This window comes from Micromonospora sp. NPDC047187, assembly GCF_040643355.1.
Taxonomy (GTDB): Bacteria; Actinomycetota; Actinomycetes; order Mycobacteriales; family Micromonosporaceae; genus Micromonospora; species Micromonospora salmantinae.
The window spans coordinates 225,281-241,404 of sequence record NZ_JBEYUF010000009.1 but is presented as its reverse complement, the minus strand read 5'-3'; the positions used below and the strand labels follow the sequence as shown (position 1 = coordinate 241,404).

Sequence of the window (16,124 nt, the reverse complement as noted above, 5' to 3'; positions counted from 1 at the left end):
GTCCCAGCCGGACCCGCGCCGGGGCGACCGCCGCGGCGGCCAGCACCAACGCGGCCACCGCCAGCAGTGGGTACGCGGCGGCCCGCAACGGCAGCCCACCGGCGAGGGGGGCGGTCACCGCCAACGCGGACGCCGCGCCCACGGCGGCGAGACAGCCGGCGACCCGTACCCCGAACCGTCGCGCCCCGGCGGCGACCGCGACCGCCGCCACCAGCAGCGCCCCCTCGGCGGCGAGCGTCCCGGCCCTGGTGGCCAGCAGACCGAGCACACCGGAGGCCACCAGCACCACGCCCACCGGCACGGCGACCGGCGTGAGCGCCGGGCGGGCGGCGGCCAGCGCGGTGAACAGCAGCGCCGCCAGGCCGGCGAGCAGGACGGCGGCCGGCAGCACCGGCCACGGCGCGCCGACCGCGATGAGCAGCACCGGCAGCGCCGCCGCGACGAACGGCAGCGCGGGCGGCACCGGCAGGCCGACCCGCCGACCGGCCAGCGCGCCGGCCACCGCCAGCACGACCAGCGCGAACCCGACCGGGAGCACCGTCGGGTCGGCGACGACAGTGGGCACCCCCGACCACACCCGGTTCCCGCCGCCGTAGGGCGACCCGAGCGCGGTCAGCACCGTCGGCAGGGCCGACAGGACGGCGACCGCCGCCAGCGTTCCGCCGGCCGCCAGCAACAGCGCCGACCGGGCCGATTCGCGCCCGTCGGCCGCCGGCCGGTCCCCGAGGGCCGCCTGGCCGGAGGCGTTCGCCGACGGCAGCAGGTAGACGACGAACGCGACACCCAGCGCGGCCAGCGCCGCGTACGGCGCGAGCGGCTCGTCACCCGCCCCGACCAGTGGCGCGAGGCCGGGCACTGTCACCGCGGCGACGGCGCCGGTCACCGCGTACCCGGTCAGCTCCACCCGGTGGCGGCGGGCCGCGAGCGCCGCGACCAGCGACAGCCCGGCGGCGGCCAGCGCGAGCCGGGCCTGCCACCAGGGCGGCCCGCCCACGGCGAACATCGCCAGGGCCGCGATCCCGGGCAGCGCGAGCTGCCCGACCAGCAGGCCCGCACCGGCCACCTCCCGGTACGCGCCGGTCCCCCGTCGGACGGCCAGTGCCAGCCCGACCACGGCGAGCACGCCGAGCGCCACCAGGGCGCCGGTCGGGGCGGCCAGGGCGACGAGCAGCCCGTGCCCGAGCAGGACGGCGCCGCCGAGCGCACGGGTGCGCAGGGCGACCGACGGGGTGCTCGGGCGGGCCAACACGGCGAGCAGCAGCGCGACCCCGCCGACCAGGTCGATGGCCATCACCTGAGGCCAGGAGGCCGCCCAGCCGGCGGGCAGGGCGAACAGCACGGCGACCGCGCCGGTCGTGGCGAGCACCGCCCGCGTGTTCCGAGGGAGCAGCAGCACCGCGGCGCCGATCGCCAGCGCCACAGCGGGTGCCAGCTGCCAACCCCAGCTCAGGTCCGGCCCCGTCCCGGCCCCGCCCCAGGGCGGCAGCGACCGGCCGACGGCGGCGACCGCCAGCCCGATGGTGATCAACACGGTCACCTGCGCCGTGCCCCCCGCGACGACCAGCGCGCCGGCCCGCGGACCGGTCCGCCAACCGCCGCCACCGTCCACCGCCGCCGGCAGGAGCCGCACGGCGGCGGCCATCCCCAGCGCCACCGTCGCCGCCGCGAGCAACAGCAGGGACGGCCTCAGCTCCGCCACCGGACGCAGCAGGGCGGCGGCGAGCACCGGCACCAGCAGCCCGGCCGTCACCGCCCGCAGCGCCCGTCCCCCGACGAGCCAGGCCGCACCGAACCCGGTCAGCGCGACCAGCAACAGCGGCACCCCGGCCAGCAGTGGCGAGCCCCCCGCCCGCCCACCGACCAGCGGCACCACCGCGCACGCCGAGGCGCCCACCAGCGCGGCGACGTGACCGGCGCCGGCCAGCACCCGGCCGACGAGCTGCGCCGCCCCTCCCCGGCCACGCAGCGCGGCCAGCACGGCCAGGTTCAGCGACGCCACCCCGAGCAGTACCAACGCCCACCCCGCCGCACCCAGCCCGGCCTCGGCGGCGAGCAGCGGCAACACCGGCTGGGCGGCCACCAGGGCGGCGAACCAGGGCCCCGTCAACCCGCTCCACCGGCCGTACGCCACGGCGACCGCCGCGCTGGCCCCCCCGACCAGCGCGGCGTACCGGCTGCCCGGCCAGCCGGCCACGCCAGCCAGGTCCACCGACCAGGCCGCGTAACCGTCCAGCACCACCAGCAGCAAACCCACAGCGGCGAAGGTCTCCGCCGTACCGCGCAGCCCTCGCCGGACCGCCAACAGCGGTACGCCCAGCGCGAGCGCGGTGAACGCCACCAGGATCAACGCCCGTCCGGCGACCCCCACCGCCGCCCAGGCGACCGCTGTGAACACGACCGCCGCGGTGCCCAACAGGAGTCCACCGAGGACGAAGAGCAAGCCCTGGACCGTCCGGGTCGAGGTTTCCGCCGCGCCCGGCCGCGAACCCGTCGCGACCCCGGGGCCCGGGCCGATGAACGGCGCCGGGCCGACGGCAGGCGCCGGGCGCGCCACGACCGAGGCCGCCAACCCGGCACGGACGACAGCGGCCAGTTCGGCTCGCCGCCCGGACACGGTCGACAGCCGCCCGGCCAGCTCGGTGTACGTGCGGCGAGCCCGCTCCACCTGCGGCTCAAGCTCGGCGACCTCCCGGCTCAGCCGAACCACCTCAGCGGCGATCGGGTCGGGCGCGCGGCGGCAGCCGGAGCAACCGGCGCTCAGATCGGCCGGTGCACCGCAGGCGGGGCAGGGGTAACGGGTGTCGTCCACCCGGTCATCATCGACAACCGACCGGGGTGCGACCCAGAGTGCGCGTACTCAGGATCGGGTGTGCTCGTACACCCAGGTGGCGTAGTCGGGGTTGCCGCTCTCCACCCTGGACACCAGGATCTCCGGCACCTCGTACGGGTGGCTGACCCGGATCTGGTCCAGCAACGCGGTGAGCCGATCCGGTGCGGTCTTGAACTGCACCGACCACTCGGTGCTCGTCTCCATCCCGGACCGCCACCAGTAGGTGCTGTCCACCTGACCACCCACCTGGGCGCAGGCGGCGAGCCTGCCGGCGACGGCCGCAGCCGCCAGCACGTCGGCGACCGAACGCGCGTCCACCACCGTTGTCACCACGCAGATCTCGTCCACGCCCGCACCCTACGCGGACATTTACCGATTAGCCGCGATCCAGGCATCAATCTGCGCCCACCAATCGAAGAGCCAGTCGATGCGTTCCTGCCGTCCGGTCGGTACGTCCTCCGGCGGCACCGACCAGAACCGCATCACGATCCGCTTGTCCATCGGCAGTTCCCGCCACACGTCGGTGACGGTGAGCATCCGGTCCAGCCCGGTGTGGGCGACGAAGATGACCCCGGCGCCCGGTGCGGCGTCCAGCGCGGCGAGCATCCCACCGGGCTGCGGGGCGAGCACGTGGCGCATCCGCTCGGCGCGCAGGGCCATCCTTTCCAGGCCGAGGGAGCGCAGCCGGGCGATGGCGCGCAGCCGTCGCCCGGGGGTGAAGTTGCCGCCCTCGGGGAAGATCACGAAGGCGTCGTTGTCGTCCAGGCCGGTGGCGAGGTGCCCGACCTGGCGTACCGTCTCCTCGCCGCGCTCCGGGGTCGGCGCGATGAACCGGTTGGGCAGACGGTTGAGCAGCACGTCGATCGCCGGATCCCACTGGAGGCTGTCCTTGAGGACGATCCGTGGCTCACGGTGGAACCAGTTGACCAGCCCGTGGATCAGGATGAACGAGTCGCCCGGCCCGGCGTGCCGGCAGAGCACCAGCTCGGGCCGGCCGGGCAGCGCCGTGTCCGGGTCGGTGCCCACCACGTCGATGCTCAGGCGCAGTGTCCAGCGTGCCTGCCAGAACAGCACCCGCAGGAACCAGCCGGCCAGCACGTAGTGCGCGCGCTGGAAGGCCGGGGACCGGGCCCGCCAGCCGAAGCCGGAGACGACCCAGAGCAGGAAGAGCGCGAGCAGCGCGGCGGCGTCCCAGACCAGGTAGAAGCAGCCGATCCAGAGCAGTCGCAGCGGGCGCAACCGGCCCGGGACCAGCGGGGACGCGGCCGCGGCGAGCAGCGCCCAGATCGGCAACGTGGTGACCACGAGGAAGGCGAGCAGCACGACGGCGGGGGCGATCAGCAGCCGACGCAGCCACCGGGGAGGCAGCGGCATCAACGCTCCAGGTGGGTGGCGAGGTAGCGCCGGGAGGCGGTGTACGCGCGGCTGATCCGCCGGCCCACCGCCGCCATGTCCCGGTACGCCCACGGCGTGTCGTCGCGTGGGTTGAGCCCGCCGGTCGGCAGGACGTGCACCTCCACCCCCTCCGGCAACGCCGCCATCTCCCGGAAGAACCGGTGCCGGCGGGAGATCTCGAACGCGACCTGCGCGATCTCCCACGGCCGACGGGGCGGGGTCAGCTCCCGTTCGATCCGACCCACCTGGAGGACGTAGATCCGGCGGGCGCCGACGGCCACGGCCTCGCCGATCGGGATGGAGTTGACGATGCCGCCGTCCACGTAGTGCGCGCCGTCGATCTCCATCGGCGGAAGCAGGCCCGGCACCGAGGCCGACGCCATCACCGCCGGCACCACCGGACCGCTGTCGAACCAGTGCTCGGCGGCCCGCTCGATGTGGGCGGCGCAGCACCGGAACGGCACCCGCAGGTCGGCGAAGGTGGTGTCCACCCCCAGCTCGTTCTCGAGCAGGCGGCGCAGCGGCCGGGGCGAGTGCAGGTGGGTGCGGGCGGCGAAGCGGCGTAGCTGCCGGGCGACCGAGTCGCCGTACACCTCGCTCGCCTCCGGTGAGGCCCACAGCCGGACCAGCCGGTCGGTCACCGCCTCGGACGGGTCGGCGGCGACCAGCGCGCCGTTGACCGCGCCGATCGAGGTGCCGAGGACCATGTCGGGTTGGATGCCGGCCCGGAACAGGGCACGCAACATGCCGACCTCTACCGCGCCGAGCACTCCCCCGCCGCCGAGCACGAACGCCACCGGTCCCCCCGCCATGTCTCTCATCCTGGCACGCGCCCGCCGCCGACCAGTGGGCCGCTGTCGACCGGCGGTCGGCGCACGGCAGGCACCGTCCGTCGACAGCCGGTGGCGACGGCGTTGACAGGCAGGACGCATTCGCGCAACCTGATACCGCTCCCACCCCTGAGGCAGGTGCGATCCGTGAAGGCAGCGCTGCATCCGGGCCGATTGCTGGCTCGCAGATATCGACTTCTGGACCAGATCGGCGCCGGTGGCATGTCGGTCATCTGGCGTGCCCGGGACGAGGTACTGGACCGGGTGGTCGCGCTCAAGGTGCTCGCCCCGTCACTCGCCGCCGACGCGCGGTTCCGGGGGATGGTGCGCGAGGAGGCACGAGCCGCCGCCCAGTTGGTGCACCCACACCTGACCTCCGTGCACGACTACGGCGAGACGGTCGACCCGGACGGCTCGATCACCTCGTTCGTGGTGATGGAGCTGCTCAGCGGCGAGGAGTTGAAGCTTCGGCTCACCGAAGGGCCGCTGCCCTGGGCCGAGGCGGTGCAGGTGGGCGCGCAGGTCGCGGACGCGCTGGCCGCCGCGCACCGGCTCGGCATCGTGCACCGGGACATCACCCCGGCCAACGTGATGATGACCGGGACGGGCGTCAAGGTGCTCGATTTCGGCATCGCCACCCGGATCGGCGCGCCCGACGAGGACGAGGACGGCGAGACCTTCGGCACCCCGGCGTACGTCGCTCCGGAACGTCTCGACGGCGCGCCGGCCCAACCGTCCACCGACGTGTACTCACTCGGCGTGCTGCTGCACGAGGCGCTCACCGGCCGGGTCCCGTATCCGGCGGACACCTGGGAGCAGCTCAGCGCCGCGCTGGCCAGTGGTCCGCCGCCAACGCTGGCCGACCTACCGGAACTGCCCGCACCGGTGGCCCAGATCTGCCTGCGCAGCCTCGCCCGGAACCCGGCCGATCGGCCGACCGCCCGGCAGGTCGCCACCGCGCTCCGCGATCACTCGCTGCCCGCCGAGCCCTCGACGGCGACCATCCGGGTGCCGACCCAGCCCCTGCCACCACAGTCGCCCGCCGTCGCGACGGCCGGCGTCCCGGCGGCAAAGCGACAGCACGGAGACGCCTCGGACGGCGCGACCTCCTCCAACGCGGGCGAGCCGGCGACCGGGTCGGGCTGGTCGCGTCGGCGGTTGGTGTTGCTGCTGGTGCTGGCCGTCGGGGTGACCCTGGCCGGGGTGGCCCTGCTGCCCGAACAGCAACCGACCCGCCGGGCGCAACCCTCCGCCGGGCCGGTGACGACACCGTCGACCGAGCCGCCGGCCCCCGAGTCGTCCGCGCCGATCACGTCGTCCCCGCCGACCGCTGCACCGTCGACGAAGCCGACCACCGGAGCGCCCACCTCGAACCCGGGCACCCTGACCCAGGTCGCGAACCGCGTCGACGGGTTGATCGGCTCCGGCCTGAGCGCCGGCGAGATCCGCGACGACGTGGCCCTCGACCTGCGCAACGAGCTGCGCAACCTGACCGTGGCGGTCAGCTCCGGCCGCGAAGAGCTGGCGCCGCCGGTGGCCCGGCTGCGTGCGAAGGTCGCCGTCCGTCTCGGTGAGGGCGGCATCAGCCCGGCGTACGCCTCTCGGCTCGACGCCGCCATCGCCGAGCTGGGCGCGACCGGGGCCTGACCCGGCGACACCGGTGGGTCAGCGCACCGGCACCCGGGCCGGCTCACGGGCGTCGTGCCGGCCGAGGGCGAAGCGCCGATAGACCTCGGCGTAGCCGCTCGCCATCCGCTCGACCGAGAAGTTCCGGGCGACGTGCGCCACGCAGTCCTCCGGGTCGAGTCGCTCCGCCGCGAGCAACGCCGCGGGTAGCTCCTCCGACCGCTCGACGACGAGCCCGGTCAGCCCCGGCCGCACCAGCTCCGGCACCGCACCCCGGTTGAGCGCCACCACCGGCGTGCCGGTGGCCATCGCCTCAAGCATCACCATGCCGAACGGCTCGTCCCACTGGATCGGCATGATCAGGCAGCGCGCGTCGACAAGCATCCGCAGCGTCGTCGCGCGGTCCGCGTTGAGCACGACTGTCACGTCCTCGTCGACCATCGGCGCGACGACCTGCTCGTAGTAGCGGCGCTCGGCCGGCTCGTTGCACTTGCCGGCCAACAGCAGGGGCAGTCCGGCCGCCCGGCACGCCCGGATGGCGGTGTCCGGGCCCTTGTCCGGGCTGAACCGGGCCAGCCACAGCACCGGCCCCGCGCCGGGCGTGTGCTTGCGCGGGAAGCCGCGGATGTCGAGCGCGTTGTGCACAGTGCCGGCCCAGGGCAGGTTCGGGTTCAGCCGGCGCTGGGCGTGCGAGATGGCCACGAGTGCGACGCCCGCGTCGATGTCGCTCAGCACGTCGCCGTACTCCCCGACGGGGTTGCCGTGCACTGTGGCGACAGTCGGCACGGCCCGACGGCCGGCGACCAGCGGACCGATCGTGGTGTGGTCGTGGATCACGTCGAAGTCGGCCGGGCTGATCAGCCGATTCACCCTGGCCAGGTGGGCCAGCTCGGGCAGTGACTCGCCGAGCCGCTCGTACTGGACCTCGGCCACCGTGGAGACGAAGCCGTCGGCCGCCGTGCCGTGGTCATCGCCGGCGCCGAACAGGGTCACCGAGTGCCCCTGCCCGCAGAGCGCGTCAACCAGGGCGGCGACGACCTGTTCGAGGCCGCCGTAGCCGGGTGGCGGTACGGACAACCACGGCGGAACCACCATCGCGATGCGCAGCGACCGCTCCTCGGGGCGGACCGCAGGCGAGTGGTTCACGGCCACGAGTCCTCCCCGTTGCTCCCCGGTGCGGCGGCACCGCCGGTCGGCGGCGGTTTCCCGGTGGCGTCCCAGGTAAACCGGACATGGCGGACGATCACCCGCCCACCAGGAGTTGGTCGTGGACCACCCGCACCCCGGGCGCGGACCACGCCACCCGCTCGACCTGATCGCGTTCCCACCAGGAACGGACCACACCGGCGAGGACCAGCGTGTCGCCGTCCACCTCGACTGTCACCCGCTCGCCGCCGAGCGTGCGCAGCAGCGCCCGCTGGACGTCGCGTCGCAGCCGCTCGGCGGCCGGTGGCGCCGCGGGGCGTACCTCGATCAGGTTGGTGATCCCCCGTACGCCGTCGAGCCGGCGCACCTCGCCCTCGGCGGCCCGCCGCTGCCACCCGAACTCGACCTCACCGCGCAGCATCAGCCAGCCGTTTGCCACTGTCACGTCCAGCCGTTCGGCGGGTACGAAGCTGTCCCACTCCAAGGCGCGGGTGGCGGCGGTGGCGACCTCGGCGTCGGTACGCCCCGGAGTGCCGGGCAGCCGCACCTCCATCTCGTCGGCCACCGCCCGTACGCCGCGAACCCGCTGCGCACACCGCGTCGCGGCCCAGCCGCGCGCGGCACCGTCCACGAATCCGGTCAGGGTGACCACGCCCTGGTCGACGGTCACCCCGATCTCGTTCGGTTGCAGCCGGGCGTCCCAGGCCAGCTCGGCCAGAACGTCGCGTTGGATCCGCTGGTCGTCGCGGACACCCACCACCTCGGTCATGGCACCTACCCCCGGTTCCGGTCGTCGCCCTCCGAAACTGCCGGGCGGACGGGTGACGGCGGTTCACCCGATCCGGGTGAACCGCCGTCCGGGCGGAAAAAAGCGGCGGGTGACGGAGCCGACCCCCTCGGCCCCGCCACCCGCCGCCGGAGGGAGGAAGCAGGTTCAGACAGCTGGTCAGGACGTCTCGGCGAGTGTCACGGTCTCCGTCTTCTCGACACCGTTGCGCTTGAACTGCACCTCGACCCGGTCGCCGACCTTGCCGGCCTGCACCGCGCCCACCAGGTCGTCCGAGTCGTTGACGGGCTTGTCGCCGAACCGGGTGACGACGTCGCCGCGCTGGAGGCCGGCCTTCTCCGCCGGGCTGCCCGGGGTGACCGACGCGACGAGGGCCCCGCCGCCCTCGGCCTGGTTGACGCCGACTCCGAGCGACGGGTGGCTGACCTTCTCGCCACGCTGGAGCTTGCCCGCGACGTCCTTGGCCTTGTTGCTGGGGATGGCGAACCCGACACCGATGTTGCCGGTGCTCTGCCCGGAGGTCGCGATGGCGGTGTTGACGCCGATCACCTCACCCCGAGTGTTGACCAGGGCGCCGCCGGAGTTGCCGGGGTTGATCGGGGCGTCCGTCTGGAGCAGCCCGGAGATCGAGCTGACCGGCTGGCCCTGCTGCTGGGTCGGGTCCTGCGGCTGACCCTCACCGGCCCGGATGGTGCGGTCCCGGGCGCTGAGGATGCCCGAGGTCACCGAACCCTGCAGACCGAGCGGGCTGCCCAGGGCGAGCACCTGGTCGCCGACCTGCATGGCGTCGCTGTCGCCGAACTTGGCCGGCTTGAGGTCGCTCACCCCGTTGGCCTTCACCACGGCCAGGTCGGTCTTCGGGTCGGTGCCGATGATCTTCGCGTCGGCGGTCTTGCCGTCGGCGAAGACCACCCGCACGGCGTCGCCGGCGGCGGACGCGACAACGTGGTTGTTTGTCAGCACGTATCCGTCGGCGCTGAGCACCACCCCGGAGCCCTCACCGCTGCCGGTGGTGATCGAGACGACGCTGTCCTGCACCGACGCGGCGATCTTCGGCAGATCGGCGCCATTGATCACCGGAGCCGCGGAGTAGGTACGGGTGATGCCACCGCCGTCGCCGTCGAGGGCGAGCGCGAGTGCCCCACCAGCCACGCCGGAACCGAGCATCAGGGCGAACACCGCGACACCGGCACCGGCGAACTTGGCGATCCGACCCGGCCGGGGGCCGCTGCCGGGCGGCGCGACCTGCGGGCCCCACGGCGGGACCGGCTGGCCCGGGTGGTGCGGGTGCTGCCCGGGGTGCTGGGCGTGCTGCCCGGGGTGCTGCTGGTGCTGGGCGTACGCCATGCCCGGCTGGCCCCCGCCGGCCCAGCCGGACTGCTGGCCCGGGTACCAGGGGGCACCCGGGTAGTGGCCGGCGGCCGGCTGCGGGTAGCCGGGCTGGCCGGGCGCCGGGTGACCGGAGACCGGGTAGGGCGGCGCGGACGCGGCGGCGGCCGGGCGCTCGTAGCCGGTCGACGGCTCGTACCCGGTCGGCTGAGCGGCGGTCGGCTGGCCGGCGGGCGCGGCGGAGCCGGGGTACCCGACCGGCGTGGCGGCGGTGGTCTCCGCGTCACCGGTGGTGGAGGCGACCGTCGGGTCGCCGCCGGTCGAGACGACCGGTACGGGGGTGGTCGGGGAGTCGGACTGCACGCGCTCGTCGCGCGGCAGCTCGGCGGTGGGGTGCGACGGCTCGGCGTCGGTGGGGGCCGGCCGGCGCTGCGGGTCGGACTCGAACTCGGTCATGGCACTACCTTCTCCTCCGGCACTGCAATCAACCTGGAACCGTCCTGGAAGTTGGCTGAAAGTCACTCGCCCGCTCCGTCGACCTGCGGCAGCAGTGGCAGCCGAACCCGGAACGTGGCCCCGCCGCCGGGCGTCTCGGCCACCTCGACCGAACCGTGATGGGCGGCGACCAAGGCGGCCACGATGGCCAGGCCGAGGCCGGTGCCGGTGTTGCCGTCGGCCCGCCGGGTACGGGCCGCGTCGGCCCGGTAGAACCGTTCGAAGACGCGTTCCGCCTGCTCGGCCGAGAGGCCGGGACCGGTGTCGGCCACCTCCACAACGGCGAAGCCACCCGGTTCGGCGCGCAGCCGTACCCGGACTTCGGCCTCCGCCGGGGTGTGGGTGAGCGCGTTGGTGACCAGGTTGCCGATCACCTGCCGTAGCCGCGCGTCGTCGGCGGAGACGACGAGCGGGCCGGATTCGGGCGCGATCTCCAGCTCGATCCGCCGGTCCGGTGCCATCGCCCGGGCGGCCTGCACCGCGTCGGAGGCGAGCACCGGCAGCTCCACCGGGGTCAGCGAGAGCGGCCGTTCCATGTCCAACCGGGCGAGCAGCAGCAGGTCCTCCACCAGCAGCCCCATCCGGGCCGCCTCGTCCTCGATCCGGCGCAGCAGGCCGGCGGTCTGTTCCGGCGCACGGGCCGCACCCTGCCGGTACAGCTCGGCGAAGCCACGAATGGTGGTGAGCGGAGTCCGCAGCTCGTGCGAGGCGTCGGCGACGAACTGCCGCATCCGCTCCTCGGAGCGGATGGCCCGCGCCTCGGACGCCTGAGCGGCGGCGGCGGCGTCCCGGGCGGCGCTCTCCGCCCATCGGGCCGAGGTCTCCGACGCGGCTCGGGCAGTGAACGCCGCCTCGATCTGGGTGAGCATCGCGTTCAGCGCACGGGATAGCCGGCCCAGCTCCGAGGTCGGCTCGGCCTGTCCCTCCTCCGGGTCGGGCACCCGGCGGGTCAGATCACCGCCGGCGATCGCCGCGGCGGTCTGTTCGATCTCGACGAGGGGCTTGAGGCTGGTCCGGACGATCGCCGCGCCGACCGAGGCCAGCATGATCAGCACTGACCCCCCGACCAGCAGGTCGATCCAGGCCAGCCGTTTCACGGCGAGGTCGACATCGGTCAGGTGTTCGCCGATCGCCGCCATCTGGCCGTTCGGCAGCTCGGTGTAGAGCATTCGCCAGCGCAGCGAACTGTCCCGCGCGCGGACGGTGCGCGGCTTGCCGTCCTGGGCCTTTTCCTGCACCTCGAAACCGGCAGCGTCGCTCGGCCACGGCGGCAGATCCGCCGCCGTGAAGCGGGACTTGTCGTACGCGAAGTCCTTCACCTGGCCGGTGGTCGGGCTGGTCAGCACGACCACGTAGTCGCTGGGCAGCGAGACGACATTCGATGAGGGCATCATGGACTGAATCCGGCCCGCCGAGTCACGCAGCTCAAGGTCTATCTGGTCGACCAGATAGTTGTGCAGGAAGTACGCGGTCGAAACACTGATCACCACCAGCGCGCCGGAGACGAGCGCGAGCACCGAGGCGACCAGTTTGATCCGCAGTGGGACGCCCCGCACCCGTCCCTTCGCCTGCTGGACCGCGTTCACGCCGCCGGCTTGCGCAGGACGTACCCGACACCGCGAAGAGTGTGGATCAGCCGGGGTTGGGTGGTGTCGACCTTGCGCCGCAGGTAGGAGATGTAGGACTCGACGATGTTGTCGTCGCCCCGGAAGTCGTAGTTCCAGACGTGGTCGAGGATCTGCGCCTTGGACAGCACCCGGTTGGCGTTGAGCATCAGGTACCGCAGCAGCTTGAACTCGGTCGGCGAGAGTTGCACCCGCTGACCGGCCCGGTGCACCTCGTGGGTCTCCTCGTCCAACTCCAGGTCGGCGAAGGTGAGCCGGGACGGGGCCTGCTCGCCGGTAGTGGTGCGGCGCAGCACGGCGCGGATCCGCGCGGTCAGCTCCTCCAGGCTGAACGGCTTCGTGACGTAGTCGTCGCCGCCCAGGGTCAGCCCACGGATCTTGTCGTCGGTGGCGTCCCGGGCGGTCAGGAACACCACCGGGGTACGCGTGCCGCCCTCGCGGAGCATCCGGATGACCTCGAAGCCGTCCAGGTCGGGGAGCATCACGTCAAGCACCACCAGGTCGGGCCGGTGGTCCTTGGCGGCGTTCAGCGCCGCGCTTCCACTTGTCGCGGTTGCCACGTCGAAGCCCGCGAACCGCAGGCTCGCGGAGAGCAGTTCGAGGATGTTGGGGTCGTCCTCGACGACAAGCAGTCGCGCCTCGGTCTGGGTAGCGGGCATGTGCCCATCATCGGTGACGTCACTGCGCCAGCGCTGGACGCTTCCTGGAAAAAGGCTGTGAGTCGCTGACCATCCGGCGACGCCGGTCAGCGCAGCAGCCGACGCAACCCGTCCAGGGCGCCGTCGAGCAGCCGGATCGCGGTGCGCAGCTGGGTGTCACTGAACTGTCGGGCGTGCATCAGCCGGCCCACCTCGGCGGTGAACGCGGCCAGCCGCTTGTCGAGTTCGTCGCGCAGCTCGGCCTGCGGCCCGGTGGTCGACGCCGGCCTGGGCTGCGGTGCGGGCGCCTCCCACCGGGCCCGTCGGGTCTGCCGGGTGGCCTCGCTCAACTCCCGCTTGAGGTCGCGTGCCGATCCGCGTACCTCGCTGCGGATCTCGCCGGCCAGGCTGGAGAGGTCCGCCACGGAGGCCGCGATGTCCGTTTCCAGGGCGGTCAACTCAGCGGCCCGCTGACGCAGCTCGGCCCGGCCGGCGTCGGTGATGTCGTACGTCTTGCGGCCGCCGGCCGCGGTGTGGCTGACCAGACCCTCGACCTCCAGCCGTTGCAGGCGGGGGTAGATGGTGCCGGCGCTGGGCGCGTACAGCCCGAGGAACCGGTCCTCCAGCAGGCGGATCAGCTCGTAGCCGTGCTTCGGGCCGTCGTCGAGGAGCTTGAGCAGGTAGAGCCGGAGCCGCCCGTGGCTGAACACGGCGGTCACGGCAGCTCCTCCCCATCGTCGTCGACGGCTCGGGCGAGCAGGGCGATGCTCCCCGAGGTCGCGGAAGCCCAGAGCTTACCTTCGCCGGCGCCGAGCACCCCCTCGCTGCTGGGCAGTGGGAACGTCGAGGTGCGCAGCTGCGGAAAGCCGCTGGTGATCCGGCCGGAGGCGGTGTTCAGCTGAACGGCGAGGTCGCTGTCGGCGCGGACCCGAACGGTGATGCTGCCCGAGATGGTGGTCAACCGGATCTCGCTGCGCCGGGGGTTGTCCAGGTCGCAGGTGATGGCGCCGGAGACGGTCTGTGCCCGTACCCGGTCGGCGGCGCTGTCGGCGAGGATCACCTCCCCGGAGACCGTCTCCACTGTGAGGTCGCCGCGGACGCCGAGCGCCTCCACCGGCCCCGAGGTGAGCTTCGCGGAGGTGCTGCCGCGCAGCCCCATCAGGGTGATCTGGCCGGCGACGACGTTGGCGGTGGTCTGCCGGCGCAGGCCGGAGGCGACCAACGAGCCCGCGACCAGACCCAGATCGGCGAGGACGTCGGCGGGTACGGCGACGGATACGTCCACCCGGGGATAGCGGTGGATCATCCGGAACCAGCGCAGGACGTCCGACCAGCCCCGACCGCGCTCCTGACGGATGCTGAGCCGACCGTCGGTGTGGTCGATCAGGACCGGCCGACGGCCGACCTGGGTCACGTCGATCCGGGTCGGCCCGTCGGTGGCGACCACGTTGAGCCGCCCACTGATCAGTCGAACGTCCAGCCGGACGACCGGAGTGTCCACTGTGAGCCGTTGCGGGCTCTCGACCGTCCATCCGGCCATGGCGTCCCCCTCTCGACGACGCGCGGGAGGCACGCCGAACAGGAGGAGAATGTAACGCGATACATCGCGACACCACAAGACAGGTCGCGAGTTGGTCGCCGGCTCGGCGCTCGGCGTGCTCCCCTCAGGCCGCCAGGTCCAGCTCCCGATCGACGAGCGGAGCCGGCCCGGGAACGACCGGGGTCACCGTCGGCACCGGCCGCAGCCGGGCCCGCGCCACGGCACCCACCGTCGGCACCAGGTGTACGGCCGACTCGGCGGCCCGGGCCAGCAACCGCCGGTCGGCGTCACGGGCCGGGTGCAGCGCAGCGGCGATCGTCACCGAGACCACCAGCTCCCGCGCCGCGACCACCCGTGCCACCGAGCGCAGCAGGGTGTCCGCACCCAGGAAGGCGGCCGCCGTGGTGGTCGACCCGGTGGCCGTGCAGCGATAGGTGAGCCGCAACGGAACCACCGGGCTGCCCGTGTCGATGGCCGCCTGGAACGTCGCGGGCCGGAACCCACCGCCGGGGCGGCAGTCGGTGGCACCGTTCCCGGCACACCACGTCGTACCCTCCGGAAAGACCGCCACCGACCGCCCGGCGCGCAGCGCGTCGGCCACCCGGGCGACGGTCCTCGGCAGCGCCAGCGGCCGGGCGCGGTCCACGAAGACAGTGCCCGCCGCCGCGGCCAGCAGTCCGACCACCGGCCAGGAGCGGACCTCCCGTTTCGCCACCATCCGGGTGGGCGCGACCGCCAGCACCGCGAGGATGTCCAGCCAGGAGACATGGTTCGCGACCAGCAGCGCGCGCCGCCGGGGCAACCGACCCCGGACCACGAGGCGGACGCCGAAGGCGCGCGCGGTGGCCCGCGCCCAGCCGCTGAGCAGCGCCTTGCCTTCCCGACTGGGCAGCACCGGCAGCAGCGCCACCACGGGGATCCCGGCCAGCAGCATGCCGAGCGCGGCGACCAGCCGGAGCACCCGGCGGGCCACCGGCACCGTGGGCACCTCGCCGGCCGCCGGCAGGCAGTCGTCGTCGCAGCCCGAGGAGGGCCGCCACAGGTCGCGCGGCACGGCGGTCACCGCTGCTCACCGCCCAGGAAGTGCCGCAGGTAGCGCGGGTTCATCCGGTCCAGGGAGAAGAGGACGTAGAAGTCCGCGCACCCGAAGTCGCTGTCGTACGAAGGCTCGCCGCAGATCCACGCGCCGAGCCGGAGGTAGCCACGCAGCAGCGGCGGAACCGTCACCCGCCCGGCCGGGGCAGCGGCGACCGGGCCGGCGGCAGCCGCCTCGGTGAACCAGGGCCGCAACGGGCGGACCCGCAGCGGCGGCGGCGACAGGTGCCGGGCCCGGGCCTGGCTCCACACCTCGGCCACCGTCCGCCCGCCGTCAGCCACCGGCACCGAGGCGCAGCCGCCGAGCCAGCGGGAGCCGCGCAGGTGCAGGTACCGGATGATGCCGGCCCACATCAGGTTGATCACCGCGCCGGAGCGGTGGTCCGGGTGCACGCAGGAGCGGCCCGCCTCGACCAGGTCGTCGCGGAGCGGGTCGAGCGGCCTCAGGTCGAATTCGTCCTCGGCGTAGCGCCGGCTGGTGCGCCCCGGCGGCAGCAGCCGGTACGTGCCGACCACCTCGCCGGTGCTGTCCTCGCGGACGATCAGGTGGTCGCAGTACGCGTCGAAGGGGTCCACGTCCAACCCGGCCTCGCCGGGAAGGAGGGTGGCGCCGAGTTCGGTGGCGAACACCTCGTGGCGCAGGCGTTGCGCGGCCGCGACCTGGGTGGGGTCGTCGGCGATCAGCAGGGTGTATCCGCTGGTCTTCAGGGGTGCGCCAGCGGCATGCAGAACGGCCATGGGATCTGTGTAGGTGCCCGGGTTGCCATTCACGGGGACCACTGGTGTCG

At 73.8% G+C, this 16,124-nt stretch carries 14 protein-coding genes; 1 reads left to right on the top strand and 13 read right to left on the bottom strand.

Annotated features, from left to right (window positions below; translation table 11 throughout):
- The 4 genes from ABZ794_RS17785 to ABZ794_RS17770 all read right to left on the bottom strand — a co-directional run.
- The coding region (locus ABZ794_RS17785; RefSeq protein ID WP_357516305.1) for a hypothetical protein at positions 1-2,809 on the bottom strand (2,809 nt) is incomplete at its 3' end.
- Positions 2,810-2,857: 48 nt separating this feature from the next.
- The gene (cutA, locus tag ABZ794_RS17780; protein WP_091406014.1) at positions 2,858-3,178 is read right to left on the bottom strand and encodes a divalent-cation tolerance protein CutA; all 321 of its coding nucleotides are present in this window, start codon (positions 3,176-3,178) and stop codon (positions 2,858-2,860) included.
- A 21-nt stretch (positions 3,179-3,199) separates the two neighbouring features.
- Complete coding sequence (locus ABZ794_RS17775) at positions 3,200-4,204, bottom strand: 1-acyl-sn-glycerol-3-phosphate acyltransferase (protein WP_238688491.1); 1,005 nt, start codon at positions 4,202-4,204, stop codon at positions 3,200-3,202.
- Entirely contained in the window at positions 4,204-5,037 is an 834-nt protein-coding gene (locus ABZ794_RS17770; protein WP_210785375.1) for a patatin-like phospholipase family protein, read from the bottom strand. The genes ABZ794_RS17775 and ABZ794_RS17770 overlap by 1 nt, the downstream gene beginning before the upstream one ends.
- 156 nt (positions 5,038-5,193) lie before the next feature.
- On the opposite strand from ABZ794_RS17770, the gene ABZ794_RS17765 reads away from it, so the two are divergent.
- On the top strand, positions 5,194-6,702 hold the full coding sequence (locus ABZ794_RS17765; RefSeq protein WP_357516303.1) for a protein kinase: 1,509 nt from the start codon (positions 5,194-5,196) through the stop codon (positions 6,700-6,702).
- Positions 6,703-6,720: 18 nt separating this feature from the next.
- Here the strand turns inward: ABZ794_RS17765 and ABZ794_RS17760 are convergent, their stop codons facing one another.
- The 9 genes from ABZ794_RS17760 to ABZ794_RS17720 all read right to left on the bottom strand — a co-directional run bounded on the left by ABZ794_RS17760 (position 6,721) and on the right by ABZ794_RS17720 (position 16,074).
- The gene (locus tag ABZ794_RS17760; protein ID WP_247669860.1) at positions 6,721-7,776 is read right to left on the bottom strand and encodes a glycosyltransferase family 4 protein; all 1,056 of its coding nucleotides are present in this window, start codon (positions 7,774-7,776) and stop codon (positions 6,721-6,723) included.
- Positions 7,777-7,924: 148 nt separating this feature from the next.
- Entirely contained in the window at positions 7,925-8,596 is a 672-nt protein-coding gene (locus ABZ794_RS17755) for a BON domain-containing protein (protein WP_357516301.1), read from the bottom strand.
- A gap of 177 nt (positions 8,597-8,773) precedes the next feature.
- Positions 8,774-10,399 (bottom strand): trypsin-like peptidase domain-containing protein, encoded by a 1,626-nt coding sequence (locus ABZ794_RS17750; RefSeq protein ID WP_357516299.1) that lies wholly within the window; start codon positions 10,397-10,399, stop codon positions 8,774-8,776.
- A 62-nt stretch (positions 10,400-10,461) separates the two neighbouring features.
- Positions 10,462-12,024, bottom strand: coding sequence for a HAMP domain-containing sensor histidine kinase (locus ABZ794_RS17745; protein ID WP_238688487.1), 1,563 nt, complete (start codon positions 12,022-12,024; stop codon positions 10,462-10,464).
- Positions 12,021-12,722: a response regulator transcription factor gene (locus ABZ794_RS17740; RefSeq protein WP_030336721.1), complete on the bottom strand. Its 702-nt coding sequence runs from the start codon at positions 12,720-12,722 to the stop codon at positions 12,021-12,023. The genes ABZ794_RS17745 and ABZ794_RS17740 overlap by 4 nt, the downstream gene beginning before the upstream one ends.
- 86 nt (positions 12,723-12,808) lie before the next feature.
- The gene (locus ABZ794_RS17735; RefSeq protein WP_357516297.1) at positions 12,809-13,420 is read right to left on the bottom strand and encodes a PadR family transcriptional regulator; all 612 of its coding nucleotides are present in this window, start codon (positions 13,418-13,420) and stop codon (positions 12,809-12,811) included.
- Positions 13,417-14,241, bottom strand: coding sequence for a DUF4097 family beta strand repeat-containing protein (locus ABZ794_RS17730; protein ID WP_210785382.1), 825 nt, complete (start codon positions 14,239-14,241; stop codon positions 13,417-13,419). Before ABZ794_RS17730 ends, ABZ794_RS17735 begins: the two co-directional genes overlap by 4 nt.
- Before the next feature lie 124 nt (positions 14,242-14,365).
- Entirely contained in the window at positions 14,366-15,304 is a 939-nt protein-coding gene (locus ABZ794_RS17725) for a lysophospholipid acyltransferase family protein (RefSeq protein WP_357516295.1), read from the bottom strand.
- Entirely contained in the window at positions 15,301-16,074 is a 774-nt protein-coding gene (locus ABZ794_RS17720) for a GNAT family N-acyltransferase (protein ID WP_210785384.1), read from the bottom strand. The genes ABZ794_RS17725 and ABZ794_RS17720 overlap by 4 nt, the downstream gene beginning before the upstream one ends.
- Positions 16,075-16,124: the final 50 nt, after the last annotated feature.

Bases quoted from the DNA above. Each gene is read 5' to 3' on its own strand.
- ABZ794_RS17775 (WP_238688491.1), bottom strand. From the start codon at position 4,204: ATGCCGCTGCCTCCCCGGTGGCTGCGTCGGCTGCTGATCGCCCCCGCC.
- ABZ794_RS17770 (WP_210785375.1), bottom strand. From the start codon at position 5,037: ATGGCGGGGGGACCGGTGGCGTTCGTGCTCGGCGGCGGGGGAGTGCTC.
- ABZ794_RS17760 (WP_247669860.1), bottom strand. From the start codon at position 7,776: ATGGTGGTTCCGCCGTGGTTGTCCGTACCGCCACCCGGCTACGGCGGC.
- ABZ794_RS17755 (WP_357516301.1), bottom strand. From the start codon at position 8,596: ATGACCGAGGTGGTGGGTGTCCGCGACGACCAGCGGATCCAACGCGAC.
- ABZ794_RS17750 (WP_357516299.1), bottom strand. From the start codon at position 10,399: ATGACCGAGTTCGAGTCCGACCCGCAGCGCCGGCCGGCCCCCACCGAC.
- ABZ794_RS17740 (WP_030336721.1), bottom strand. From the start codon at position 12,722: ATGCCCGCTACCCAGACCGAGGCGCGACTGCTTGTCGTCGAGGACGAC.
- ABZ794_RS17730 (WP_210785382.1), bottom strand. From the start codon at position 14,241: ATGGCCGGATGGACGGTCGAGAGCCCGCAACGGCTCACAGTGGACACT.
- ABZ794_RS17720 (WP_210785384.1), bottom strand. From the start codon at position 16,074: ATGGCCGTTCTGCATGCCGCTGGCGCACCCCTGAAGACCAGCGGATAC.